This is a genomic window from Streptomyces sp. NPDC045778 (assembly GCF_056431945.1).
Window position 1 is genome coordinate 172,008 of the sequence record NZ_JBWKJZ010000015.1, and the last position, 12,480, is coordinate 184,487.

General features: G+C 71.8%; 9 protein-coding genes. 2 read left to right on the plus strand and 7 right to left on the minus strand.

Going from position 1 to position 12,480, the window contains the following annotated elements; translation table 11 throughout:
- Positions 1-49: 49 nt before the first annotated feature.
- Entirely contained in the window at positions 50-619 is a 570-nt protein-coding gene (locus tag AC07GB_RS21085; protein WP_478847593.1) for a dienelactone hydrolase family protein, read from the minus strand.
- A gap of 105 nt (positions 620-724) precedes the next feature.
- On the opposite strand from AC07GB_RS21085, the gene AC07GB_RS21090 reads away from it, so the two are divergent.
- Complete coding sequence (locus AC07GB_RS21090; protein ID WP_478847595.1) at positions 725-1,816, plus strand: mechanosensitive ion channel family protein; 1,092 nt, start codon at positions 725-727, stop codon at positions 1,814-1,816.
- A 12-nt stretch (positions 1,817-1,828) separates the two neighbouring features.
- On the opposite strand, the gene AC07GB_RS21095 is transcribed toward AC07GB_RS21090, so the two are convergent.
- The 5 genes from AC07GB_RS21095 to AC07GB_RS21115 form a co-directional block, all read right to left on the minus strand.
- Positions 1,829-3,415 (minus strand): Na+/H+ antiporter, encoded by a 1,587-nt coding sequence (locus tag AC07GB_RS21095; RefSeq protein ID WP_478847597.1) that lies wholly within the window; start codon positions 3,413-3,415, stop codon positions 1,829-1,831.
- A 31-nt stretch (positions 3,416-3,446) separates the two neighbouring features.
- Positions 3,447-3,989 carry a GNAT family N-acetyltransferase gene (locus AC07GB_RS21100; protein WP_478847599.1) on the minus strand — a complete coding sequence of 181 codons (543 nt, stop codon included), beginning with the start codon at positions 3,987-3,989 and terminating at the stop codon, positions 3,447-3,449.
- Positions 3,986-4,927, minus strand: a complete 942-nt coding sequence (locus AC07GB_RS21105) for an RluA family pseudouridine synthase (RefSeq protein ID WP_478847601.1) — start codon at positions 4,925-4,927, stop codon at positions 3,986-3,988. Before AC07GB_RS21105 ends, AC07GB_RS21100 begins: the two co-directional genes overlap by 4 nt.
- 68 nt (positions 4,928-4,995) lie before the next feature.
- Positions 4,996-5,580: a signal peptidase II gene (gene lspA, locus AC07GB_RS21110; protein ID WP_478847603.1), complete on the minus strand. Its 585-nt coding sequence runs from the start codon at positions 5,578-5,580 to the stop codon at positions 4,996-4,998.
- Positions 5,581-5,657: 77 nt separating this feature from the next.
- Positions 5,658-7,349 (minus strand): histone H1-like repetitive region-containing protein, encoded by a 1,692-nt coding sequence (locus AC07GB_RS21115; protein WP_478847605.1) that lies wholly within the window; start codon positions 7,347-7,349, stop codon positions 5,658-5,660.
- Between the two features lie 597 nt (positions 7,350-7,946).
- On the opposite strand from AC07GB_RS21115, the gene ileS reads away from it, so the two are divergent.
- The gene (gene ileS, locus AC07GB_RS21120) at positions 7,947-11,123 is read left to right on the plus strand and encodes an isoleucine--tRNA ligase (protein WP_478847607.1); all 3,177 of its coding nucleotides are present in this window, start codon (positions 7,947-7,949) and stop codon (positions 11,121-11,123) included.
- Positions 11,124-11,313: 190 nt separating this feature from the next.
- On the opposite strand, the gene AC07GB_RS21125 is transcribed toward ileS, so the two are convergent.
- A complete protein-coding gene (locus AC07GB_RS21125; protein WP_478847609.1) occupies positions 11,314-12,438 on the minus strand; it encodes a DivIVA domain-containing protein in 1,125 nt (374 codons plus the stop codon).
- Between the last annotated feature and the right edge of the window lie 42 nt (positions 12,439-12,480).

Sequence of the window (12,480 nt, forward strand, 5' to 3'; positions counted from 1 at the left end):
GCGGGGCACGGTGTGGCGAGCGCCGCGACACCGTGCCCTTCCGCGACCGTCAGAGGGTCTCCAGGAAGCCGAGGGCCGTGCGCCAGGTGGCCTCGGCCGCGTCGGCGTCGTAGTCGTCCAGGTCCGGGTCGGTGTACAGGTGGCCCGCTCCCGCGTAGCGGTAGACCTCCACGTCGGCGCCGGCGCGGCCCATCCGCAGGTACCAGGCGCTCAGCCAGTCGTCCGTCTCGAACGGGTCGGGCTCGGCGACGTGCAGCTGCACCGGCAGACCGTCCACCGCCGCGTTGTCGGCGATGTCACTCGTGCCGTGCAGGAGCAGCAGGCCGCGCGCCTTGGCGTCGCCGAGCGCGAGCGTCTGCGCGACCGAGGCGCCGAAGGAGAAGCCCGCGTAGACAAGGCCGCGGTCCGAGTACGGCGCCGCGGCCAGAATCGCACGTTTGAGCAGCTCGTCCCTGCCTACTTCTTCCTGGTGGGCCATGCCCTCCTCGACGGTGGCGAAGACGCGCCCCTCGAAGAGGTCGGGGGTCCACACCTGGTGGCCCGCCTCGCGCAGCCGGTCGGCCGCCGCGCGCACCGCGGGCCGCAGCCCGCACGTCGAATGGAAAAGCACGATGTTCATGGAGCCATCGTGCCATCCGATCCCACCCGCCCCACCTACCCTCGAACGTCCCACCCGCTCCACCTACCCTCGAACGTCCCACCCGCTCCACCTACCCTCGGAGACATGGAGAACGTCCTGCGCCCGTTGATCGTGGTCGGCGCCGTGCTCGTGCTCACCCTGGCCGTCGGCTGGCTGGTGGACACGGCGCTGTGCCGTGCCGTCGCCCGGCAGCCGCAGCGCCCGTTGTGGGGACTGCTCCGCCGCTGCCGCCTGCCCCTGCAAGTCGTCCTGTGCGCGGCTCTGCTGCGCGCCTCGTACGTGCACGCGAAGGTCGCCGAGGACCACTCGGCGGGCATCGGCAGAGCGCTCTCGCTGGTCCTGATCGGCTCGGTGGCCTGGCTCGCGGTGCGGATCTCCACGGCGATAGTGGAGGCGTCGTACGGGCGCTACGCCGCCGCCCACCGCGACCCGGCCCGGGTGCGCCGCGTCCGTACGCAGGTGACGCTGATCCAGCGCGTCGTCACGGCCCTCATCGGCGTGGTGGCGGTGGCCGCGATGCTGCTCACGTTCCCCGCTATGCAGGCGGCCGGGACCTCGCTGCTCGCGTCCGCCGGCATCCTGGGCATCGTGGCGGGTGTCGCCGCGCAGTCCACGCTCGGGAACCTCTTCGCCGGACTGCAGATCGCGTTCGGCGACATGGTGCGGATCGGCGACACCGTCGTCGTGGACGGCGAGTGGGGCACCGTCGAGGAGATCACGCTGACGTTCCTCGCCGTGCGCACCTGGGACGAGCGGCGGATCACCATGCCCGTCTCGTACTTCACGTCGAAGCCGTTCGAGAACTGGTCGCGCGGCGGCTCCCAGATGACCGGCACGGTCTTCTTCCACCTCGACCACACCGCCCCGGTCGCGGCCATGCGCGAGAAGCTGCACGACGTGCTGCGCGACTGCGCCGCCTGGGACGGCCGGGACTGGGGCCTCGCGGTCACCGACACCACGGTCAGCACGATCCAGGTGCGCGCGCTCGCCACCGCCAAGGACGCCGACGACATCTGGACGGTCCGGGTCACGGTCCGCGAGCAGCTCGTCGCCTGGCTGACCGAGCACCATCCGTACGCGCTGCCGCGGGTCAACACCGCCTGGGCGGAGCTGCCGCCCGACGGCGTCCGGCGGCACCCGGCGCGGCCGCACCCGCCGCGCACCGGCCGGGGCTGAGCGCGCGGCCCGTCAGCGCAGGCTGCGCACGTCCAGCTGGCGCAGCACCCGGTCCACGATCTCCGGGTCGTGGCCGGGCTCGCTGCGCGCGGCGAGGACGGCGTGCCGGGCGGCGGACATCATCTCGCGCTGGATGCGCTGGACCGCCTTGATGCGGTCGACGCGGGTGGCGTACCGCTCGCGCCGCTCGTCGTCGACGATGTCCGGGCTGATCCGGGCCCCGATGTCGAAGGCGCCGCGCAGGAGCCGCTCGGACAGCTCGTCGGGCAGCTCCTCGACCTCCTCGATCTCCCGCAGGCGGGCCTTGGCCGCCTTGGCCGCGCGCAGCGCGAGGCCGCGCTCCAGGGCCCGCTCGGCGTCGGTGTCGGCGCGGACGTCGAGCCGCTTCACCAGCCAGGGCAGCGTCAGGCCCTGCGCGACGAGCGTCGCCATGATCACGCAGAAGGCGATGAAGACGACCTCGTCGCGGCCCGGGAAGGGCGCCCCGTCGTCCGTCTTGAGCGGGATGGCGAGGGCGAGCGCGACCGAGGCCACGCCGCGCATCCCGGACCACCACATGACGACGGTCTCGCGCCACGACATCGGGATCTCCTCGTCGTAGTCGCGCCGCTTGTGCAGCCGCTTGGCGAGCCACGTCGCGGGCAGCAGCCAGAGCAGCCGTACGCCGACGACGACGGCCACGACCACGGCGCCCCAGCCGAGCATCTGCCACTCGCGCCCCTCGGAGGTGCCGAAGACGTTGTGCAGTTCGAGGCCGATGAGGCCGAAGGCGACGCCGGTGACCAGCGTGTCGACGATCTGCCAGAAGGACTGGCCGGTGATGCGGCCGAGCACGTCGTCGGCGTCGACGGCGTTCTCGGCCAGGAAGAGCGCGGTGGTCAGGACGGCGAGGACGCCGGAGCCGTGCAGTTCCTCGGCGAGTACGTACGCGACGAACGGCACGAGCAGGGTCAGGCCCGTCTGGAGCGTCGCGTCGGCGAGCAGGCCCATCAGCTTGTTGCTGAGCCAGCCGAGGGCGAGCCCCACGGCCACGGCGACGACTGCGGAGAGCACCAGCTGACCGGCCGCCGACGGCCAGGAGAAGGTGCCGCTGACGACGGCGCCGATCGCCACGTGGTAGAGCACGATCGCCGTGACGTCGTTGAACAGGCCCTCGCCCTCCAGGATGGACACCAGGCGCCGCGGCAGGCCGAGCGATCCGGCCACGGCGGTGGCCGCGACCGGGTCGGGCGGGGCGACGAGCGCCCCGAGGGCGAGCGCGGCGGCCAGCGGCAGGCCCGGCACGATCGCGTGCGCGACGGCCGCGACGGCGGCCGTCGTCACGAAGACGAGGGCGACGGCGAGCAGCAGGATGGGGCGGATGTTGGCCGCGAACTGCCGCCAGGACGTGCGCTGCACGGCGGCGTAGAGCAGCGGCGGAAGCACCAGCGGCAGGATGAAGTCCGGCGGGACGTCGACGTTCGGCACGAAGGGCAGCAGCGCGAGGACGATGCCCCCGAGCGTCATGAGGACGGGCGCGGGCAGCCCGAGCCGGTCCCCCAGCGGCACGGTCACCACCGCCCCCAACAACAGGGCGAGCAACAGCGCCAGTTGATCCACGGGTGCCCTCCGGGGGCTGAGTCCTACACGATCAGGGACTCAACCTTGCCACGGATGCCCGCAAAGGCGGCAAATCACCCGCCCGTGCGGCTCCGCCCGGCCGCCGCAGCGCCTTCCGCATGGCCCGGTGCGGAATGCCCGCGTCGGGGAACTCCGGGCCGTACGCCTCGTACCCCAGGCATTCGTAGAACCCGAGCGCCCGCGTCTGCGCGTGCAGGTCGACGGCCGCGAGCCCGCGCGCACGGGCGGCGTCCTCGATGGCCGCGACCAGCGCGCCCCCGACGCCGAGCCCGCGCGCGGAGCGCAGCACGGCGAGGCGGCCCAGGGCACCCACGGTGGCGTCCCCGCCGTTCTTGACGACCGCGGCGTCGCCGGTGAGCAGCCGGGCCGTGCCGAGCGGGGTCCCGTCGTCGCGGCGCACCGCGATGACGTGCACGGCCCCCGCGTCATGCGCGTCGAACTCCAGGTCCTCGGGCACGCCCTGCTCGATGACGAAGACCTCCCTGCGCACGGCCAAGCAGGCGTCCAGGTCCTCCCGGCCCTCCGCGACCCGGCAGGTCACGGCGGCGGTCACGCGCTCTCCGCCCGGACCCGGTCGAGGGCCTGCTGGAGGTCGTCGGGGTAGCCGCTCTCGTACTCGACCCACTGGCCGTCGCCGGGGTGCTCGAAGCCGAGCCGCACGGCGTGCAGCCACTGACGGGTCAGGCCCAGGCGCTTGGCCATCGTGGGGTCCGCGCCGTACGTCATGTCGCCGACGCACGGGTGGCGGTGGGCGGCCATGTGGACGCGGATCTGGTGGGTGCGGCCCGTCTCCAGCTTGATGTCGAGCAGCGAGGCGGAGCGGAAGGCCTCCACCAGGTCGTAGTGCGTGACCGAGGGCTTGCCCTCGGCGGTGACCGCCCACTTGTAGTCGTGGTTCGGGTGGCGGCCGATGGGGGCGTCGATGGTGCCGCTCATGGGGTCGGGGTGGCCCTGCACGAGCGCGTTGTACCGCTTGTCGACCGTGCGCTCCTTGAACTGGCGCTTCAGCGACGTGTACGCCCGCTCGGACTTGGCGACCACCATCAGGCCCGAGGTGCCCACGTCCAGGCGGTGCACGATGCCCTGGCGCTCGGCGGCGCCGGACGTCGAGATGCGGTACCCCGCGGCGGCGAGGCCGCCGATCACGGTGGTGCCGGTCCAGCCGGGGCTCGGGTGCGCGGCGACGCCGATGGGCTTGACGATCACGACGATGTCCTCGTCGTCGTGCACGATCTCCATGCCCTCGACGGGCTCGGCGACGATCTGCACCGGCGCGGGCGCCTGCGGCATCTCCACTTCCAGCCAGGCGCCGCCGTGCACGCGCTCGGACTTGCCGGCGACCGCGCCGTCGACCAGCACCTTGCCGGCGGCCGCCAGCTCGGCGGCCTTCGTACGGGAGAACCCGAACATGCGCGAGATGGCGGCGTCGACGCGCTCGCCCTCCAGGCCGTCGGGCACGGGCAGGGTACGGATCTCGGGAATCGTGCTCACCCCACGAGTATGCAGGAGGGGTGGGACACTCCCGTACCGAAGGCCCCGCGCGCGGCCTTCGGAGCGGGTCAGTCCTTGTGCACGGTCCCGTCCGGGTCGAGCCCGCGGAAGGAGAGCAGCACGATCAGGATGCCGCCGCAGACGATCGCCGAGTCCGCGAGGTTGAACACCGCGAAGCCCTTGGGGGCGATGAAGTCGACGACCGCGCCCTTGAAGACGCCGGGCGAGCGGAAGATCCGGTCGGTGAGGTTGCCGAGCGCGCCGCCGAGCAGCAGGCCGAGCGCGATCGCCCACGGCAGGCTGTACAGCTTGCGCGCGAGGCGGGCGATCACCACGATCACGGACGTGGCGATCACCGTGAAGACGATGGTGTAGGCCTCGCCCATGCCGAAGGCCGCGCCCGCGTTGCGGATCGCGTTGAAGCGCAGCAGGTCACCGACCACGTCGATCGGCTCGTGGTGCTCCAGCTCGGCGACCACGATCATCTTGCTGACGAGGTCCAGGGCGTACGCGACCAGCGCCACGCAGAACAGCACGGCGATCTTGCGCTTACCCTGGGGCTTCCGCTCGCCCCCGGCGTCCTGCGCGCCGTCGGCGCCGTGCTCCGCCTCAGGGGTGTCCGGCGTACCGATGATGCGCTCCGCCTCTGCCACGTGAATCCCTCAACCTAGGTACCTGACTGGGACGAGGGTACGACACACCTCCGCGGCGCCAGGTTTCCAGGCCGCGCTCAGGAGCGCCGTTCCTGCTTCTGCTTGCACTCGACGCACAGGGTCGCGCGCGGGAAGGCCTGCATGCGGGCCTTGCCGATCGCGTTGCCGCAGTTCTCGCAGAGTCCGTACGTGCCCGCGTCGAGGCGTTCCAGGGCACGCTCGGTCTGCTCCAGCATCTCCCGGGCGTTCGCGGCCAGGGCCATCTCGTGCTCGCGCGTGATGTTCTTGGTGCCGGTGTCCGCCTGGTCGTCGCCCGCGCCGTCCCCGGAGTCCCGCATCAGGCCCGCGAGGGCCGCCTCGGACGCCTCGATCTCGGTGCGCAGGCGCATCGTCTCCGACATCAGCTCCGTCTGCGCCTCGGCGACCTCGGCCGGGGTCCACGGATCCTCTCCGGGCCGCACCGCCAGCTCGCCGGGGGCCGCGGCGGCGGCCCGGGCCTTCGGTACCGTCCCCGCCGCTCCCGCCTTCGTCGCGGCTCCCGCCTGCTGTGTCGCCGTCGCCGTGCCCGGAGTCTTCTTCGCAACCACCGTCGTGGCTCCCGTCGTCTCCGCGGCCTGAGCCGCATCCTCGGCCGCGGGCGCGGCCTTCTTCTTGGCCGAACGTGTGCTGGTCCCTCGGTCCTTCGCCGTGGCCCCCGTCGCCTTCTTGGACGCGCCACGACCCCCGTGTGCCTCCCTGCCGGAGGCAACGCCTTCCGCGACGCTCCCGTCCTCGGCCCCGGCCCTGTCCCCGTCCCCGGACGCGAGCACCGCCGCCGTGACGGCGGGTGCCTCCTCGTGAGCGCCCTCCGTCCGCTTGGCGGCGGTCTTCTTGGCCACGGCTTTCTCGGGGGCGGTCTTCTTGGCCGCTGCCTTCTTAGCCGCTGCCTTCTTGGTCGTGGCCTTCTGGGTCGTGGCCTTCTGGGGTGGGGGCTCCTGGGCGGGGGTCTTCTTGGTTGCTGTCTGATTGGCCGTGGTCTTCTTGGCCTGGGTCTTCTTGGCCTGGGTCTTCTTGGCCTGGGTCTTCTTGGCCTGGGTTTCCTTGGCCGTGGTCTTCATGGCCTCGGTTTCCTTGGCCGTGGTCTTCTTAGCCTCGGTCTGCTTAGCCGCGGTCTTCTTAGCCTCGGTTTCCTTGGCCGTGGTCTGCTTGGCGGCGGTCTCCTCGGCCGTGGTCTTCTTCGCCGTGGCCTTCTTCGCCGCCTTCTTCCCCGGTGGCACCTGTTCGGGAGGCGTCTCTCCGGAGGGGGCCTTCGCGGCCACCGTCTTCTTGGCGGCTGCCGTCTTGGCCACTGCCTTCTTGGCGGCAGCCTTCTTGGCGGCAGCCTTCTTGGCCGGGGCCTTCCCGGCAGCAGCCTCCTTGGCCACGGCCCCGGAGGCGGCAGAGGCCCCCGGCCTAACCGCACCCTTCTTGGCCCCGGCCTCGTGGGCCGCCCCCTCCTTGGCGGCAGCCTTCTTGGTCACGGTCTTCTTGGCCGTCGCCTTCTTGACCGGGGCCTTCCCAGCAGCGGCCTCCTTCGCCGCGGCCCCGGAGGCACCCGCCTCAGCCGCACTCTTCTTGGCCCCGGCCTTATGGGCCGGGGCCTCCGCGGCCGAGCCCACCGCCTTGCCCGCCCGCACGGTCTTCACGGCACGGGACGCCTTACCGCCCCCTTCTCCGGCCGCCCCGCCGGCCCCCGCGGCTGTGGATCTGCTGGACGCCGACTGCTGTACGGCGGTCTTCTTCGCCACCATGGCCGCGGCCCCTTCACATATTGTGATCTTGCACGCGAATCGTGCTGGGACGATAAATCGACTCCAGGCCCGCGGCAACGGGGCACGCCGCCCGATCCGCCCGCCCCACGGGTGCCGCGCGGCGAGCCTTCATGCGTTGTGCCCAGCTCCCCGCCCCGTAATCCGCCGACCGGGGCGCACCGGGACACGTGGGCGCGCGTCTCGCCATTCGGGTCAGTACGGCCCTCGCGCCCCCCGCCGCCCGGAGCCCCCGAAATCCGGTGGGCCGCCCCTCCCCGGGCGCCGTACACTGGCCGGAGCGAAAAGCGTGGATGGGGACGAGTAGCGGCGTACGCAGCCATGAGCGACCCGGGGACGGTGAGAGCCCGGGGGCGAGCGCGACGTGAAGATCACCCCGGAGCCGCCGGAGGAAAGCCGCAGCCCACAGCCGAGCAGGCGGGGCGAAAGCGAGTAGAACCGGCATCGCGACCCCAATGAGGGGGTCGTCAAGAGCGCCACCGGCGCCACGACGGCCAAGGAGGGTGGTACCGCGGGAGCGCGACAAGGCTCTCGTCCCTCCGACGGAACGGAAAGCACGTCCGCCGGAGGAAGCGCGATATGACGCCGCCGCAGTACCGCCAGGTACCCGCCCAGGTCGACCTGCCCGCCCTCGAGCACGCCGTGCTCGACTTCTGGCGCGAGCAGAAGATCTTCGCCAAGAGCCTGGAGCAGTCCGAGGGCCGCCCCGAGTGGGTGTTCTACGAGGGCCCGCCCACCGCCAACGGCATGCCGGGCGCCCACCACATCGAGGCCCGCGTCTTCAAGGACGTCTTCCCGCGCTTCCGCACCATGCGCGGCTACCACGTGGCGCGCAAGGCCGGCTGGGACTGCCACGGCCTGCCCGTCGAGCTGGCCGTCGAGAAGGAGCTGGGCTTCAACGGCAAGAAGGACATCGAGGCGTACGGCATCGCCGAGTTCAACGCCAAGTGCCGCGAGTCCGTGACCCGCCACACCGACGCCTTCGCCGAGCTGACGACCCGCATGGGCTACTGGGTCGACCTGGACGACGCCTACCGCACCATGAACCCGGAGTACGTGGACTCCGTCTGGTGGTCCCTGAAGGAGATCTTCAAGAAGGACCTCCTCGTCCAGGACCACCGCGTGGCCCCCTGGTGCCCCCGCTGCGGCACCGGCCTGTCCGACCACGAGCTGGCGCAGGGGTACGAGACGGTCGTCGACCCGTCCGTCTACGTCCGCTTCCCGCTCACCGGCGGCCCCCTCGCGGGCGAGGCCGCCCTCCTGGTGTGGACGACGACCCCCTGGACCCTGGTGTCCAACACGGCCGTCGCCGCCCACCCGGACGTCACCTACGTAGTGGCCACGGACGGCAAGGAGAAGCTGGTCGTCGCCGAGCCCCTGGTGGAGAAGGCCCTCGGCGAGGGCTGGGAGACCACGAGCCAGAAGTTCACGGGCGCCGAGATGGAGCGCTGGACGTACCAGCGTCCCTTCGAGCTGGTGGAGTTCCCGAGCGCCAGCGAGGGAACCAATGAGAACAGCCCTGCGGAGGCGCACTTCGTCGTCAACGCCGACTACGTGACCACCGAGGACGGCACCGGTCTCGTCCACCAGTCCCCCGCCTTCGGTGAGGACGACCTCAAGGTCTGCCGGTCGTACGGCCTGCCCGTGGTGAACCCGGTCCGCCCGGACGGCACCTTCGAGGAGGACGTCCCGCTCGTAGGCGGCGTCTTCTTCAAGAAGGCGGACGAAACGCTCACCAAGGACCTGGACGACCGCGGCCTGCTCTTCAAGCACATCGCGTACGAGCACAGCTACCCCCACTGCTGGCGCTGCCACACCGCGCTCCTCTACTACGCGCAGCCGTCCTGGTACATCCGCACCACGCGCATCAAGGACCGCCTCCTCCAGGAGAACGAGAAGACCAACTGGTTCCCCGATTCGGTCAAGCACGGCCGCTTCGGCGACTGGCTGACCAACAACGTCGACTGGGCCCTCTCCCGCAACCGCTACTGGGGCACCCCGCTGCCCATCTGGCGCTGCGAGGAGAACCACCTGACGTGCGTCGGCTCGCGCGCGGAGCTGACCGAGCTGACCGGCACCGACCAGACGGACCTCGACCCGCACCGCCCCTTCATCGACGACATCACCTTCACCTGCACCCACGAGGGCTGCTCCCTCGAAGCGGTGCGCGTCCCGGAGGTCATCGACGCCTGGTACGACTCGGGCTCGATGCCGTTCGCCCAGTGGGGCTACCCGTACAAGAACAAGGAACTGTTCGAGTCCCGCTACCCGGCGCAGTTCATCAGCGAGGCCATCGACCAGACCCGCGGCTGGTTCTACACGCTGATGGCGGTCGGCACCCTCGTCTTCGACAAGTCCAGCTACGAGAACGTCGTCTGTCTCGGCCACATCCTCGCCGAGGACGGCCGCAAGATGTCCAAGCACCTGGGCAACATCCTCCAGCCGATCCCGCTGATGGACCAGCACGGCGCCGACGCGGTCCGCTGGTTCATGGCCGCGGGCGGCTCCCCGTGGGCGGCCCGACGCGTGGGCCACGGCACGATCCAGGAGGTCGTCCGCAAGACCCTCCTGACGTACTGGAACACGGTCGCCTTCCAGGCGCTGTACGCCCGCACGTCGAAGTGGGCCCCCTCGGACGCCGACCCGGCGCCCGCCGACCGCCCGCTCCTCGACCGCTGGCTGCTCAGCGAGCTGCACGCGCTCACCGACCAGGTGACGCAGTCCCTGGAGTCCTACGACACCCAGCGCGCCGGCAAGCTCCTGTCCGCCTTCGTCGACAACCTCTCCAACTGGTACGTACGCCGCTCGCGCCGCCGCTTCTGGCAGGGCGACAAGGCGGCGCTGCGCACCCTGCACGAGGTCGTCGACACGGTGACGCGACTGCTCGCCCCGCTGACGCCGTTCATCACCGAGCGCGTCTGGCAGGACCTGATCGTTCCCGTCACCCCGGACGCCCCGGAGTCGGTGCACCTCGCCACCTGGCCCGAGGCGGACCTCTCGGCCGTCGACCCGGAGCTGTCGCGGCAGATGGCCCTGGTCCGGCGCCTGGTGGAGCTGGGCCGCGCCTCCCGCGCGGAGTCCGGCGTCAAGACCCGCCAGCCGCTGTCCCGCGCCCTGGTCGCGGCCACCGGCTTCGAGACGCTGGGCGACGAGCTGCGCGCGCAGATCACGGAAGAGCTGAACGTCTCCTCGCTCGCCTCCCTGTCCGAAGTCGGCGGCTCCCTGGTGGACACCACCGCGAAGGCGAACTTCCGCGCCCTCGGCAAGCGGTTCGGCAAGGGCGTCCAGGCCGTGGCCAAGGCGGTCGCGGAGGCCGACGCCGCCGCGCTCTCCCTCGCACTGCGCGAAGGCACGGCGTCGGTGGAGGTCGACGGCGAGACCGTCAGCCTCGCCCCGGACGAGGTCATCATCACCGAAACCCCGCGCGAGGGCTGGTCGGTAGCCTCCGACTCCGGCGCCACGGTCGCCCTCGACCTTGAGCTGACGGACGAACTGCGCCGGGCGGGCCTCGCACGTGACGCGATCCGCCTGATCCAGGAGGCCCGCAAGAACAGCGGCCTGGACGTCGCGGACCGCATCGCACTGCGCTGGGCGTCCACCGACGAGGCCACGGTCACGGCCCTCACGGACCACGCCGCCCTCATCGCCGACGAGGTCCTGGCCACGGACTTCGCCGCCGGCGACGCGGACGACAGCTACGGCGAGCCGTTCAAGGACGACTCCCTGAACCTGACGTTCCGCCTCCGCAAGGCGTAACCACCAGGCGACCGAAGGCCCGGTCCCGCCAAGCTTCTTGGCGGGACCGGGCCTTCGTCATGTCCCCGTGCGCCGCGGGCGCACGGCGGCACCCGTCGAGCGTCGGCCTTCAGCACAAAAGGGCGGAGCCCCCGGGAATCCGGGGGCTCCGCCCTGAACGCTGCCGACGCCTACGGCGTGGTGTCGCCCGTCAGTTGTCGTCCTCGTCGATGAGGAAACCGCGCATCGGGGACGGGGCCTGCTGCATCGGCGGCTGGCCCTGCGGCCGCACCGGCGCCATCGGCTGCGTCATCGCGGGCGACATCTGCTGCTGGCCGCCGTACGACGGACCACCCGCGGGCTGGTTGCCGCCCATGGACTGGTTGCCGCCGTAGGACGGGGCACCCGCGCCGGCCGGAGCCATCGAAGGCGCCGGGGACGGCGGCAGCGAGGCGGTCGCCGGGGTACGCGGCGGGGCGAGCGAGTCGTCGGCCTGGGTCTCCAGCTGACGCAGCTGCGACTCCAGGTAGGACTTCAGACGCGTGCGGTACTCGCGCTCGAAGCCGCGCAGGTCCTCGACCTTGCGCTCAAGCGTGGCGCGGGCGGACTCCAGGGAGCCCATCGCGACACGGTGCTTCTCCTGCGCGTCCCGCTCCAGGGCGTCGGCCTTGGCACGGGCGTCCCGCTCCAGGCCCTCGGCGCGCGAACGGGCCTCGCCCACGATCTTGTTGGCCTCGGAACGGGCCTCGGCGATCGCCTGGTCGGCGGTCTGCTGCGCGAGCGAGAGCACACGGGCGGCGCTGTCGCCACCGGGGCCCTGGCCCGGCTGGGGCATCTGCGGGCCGTGGCCACCCATGGGACCGCCCATGGGGCCGCCCATCGAGCCCTGGCCCATCGAACCCTGACCCATAGGACCCTGGCCCATCGGGCCGGGACCCTGCGGACCACCCTGCGGGCCGTGCCCACTGGGTCCCGCGGGCAGCTGCGGCGCACCGCCCGGCAGCTGCGGCGGGCCGCCCATCGGGCCGCCCATCTGCTGCTGCGGCGGAACCGGCTGCGGACCAGATATTGCGGCGGGCACGGGAGCGCCGGGACCTCGCTGGTCCTGCGGGCCGCCCTCGGGGCCCTTGCGCATGTTGCCCTGCTGCTGGTTCTGCGCGGCCGCGCGCGTGGCGGCGGCCAGCTTCGCGCGCAGGTCCTCGTTCTCGCGGAGCAGGCGCGTCAGTTCGGCTTCGACCTCATCGAGGAAGGCATCGACCTCGTCCTCGTCATAGCCTTCTCGGAGGCGGACGGTCGTGAACTGCTTGTTCCGCACGTCCTCGGGGGTCAACGGCATCTCTTCACCTCAACGTAGTCGTCGGCATTCGGCAAGACCGTA

Coding starts and splice junctions, on each gene's coding strand:
- AC07GB_RS21085 (WP_478847593.1), bottom strand. CDS start 619: ATGAACATCGTGCTTTTCCATTCGACGTGCGGGCTGCGGCCCGCGGTG.
- AC07GB_RS21090 (WP_478847595.1), top strand. CDS start 725: ATGGAGAACGTCCTGCGCCCGTTGATCGTGGTCGGCGCCGTGCTCGTG.
- AC07GB_RS21115 (WP_478847605.1), bottom strand. CDS start 7,349: ATGGTGGCGAAGAAGACCGCCGTACAGCAGTCGGCGTCCAGCAGATCC.
- ileS (WP_478847607.1), top strand. CDS start 7,947: ATGACGCCGCCGCAGTACCGCCAGGTACCCGCCCAGGTCGACCTGCCC.
- AC07GB_RS21125 (WP_478847609.1), bottom strand. CDS start 12,438: ATGCCGTTGACCCCCGAGGACGTGCGGAACAAGCAGTTCACGACCGTC.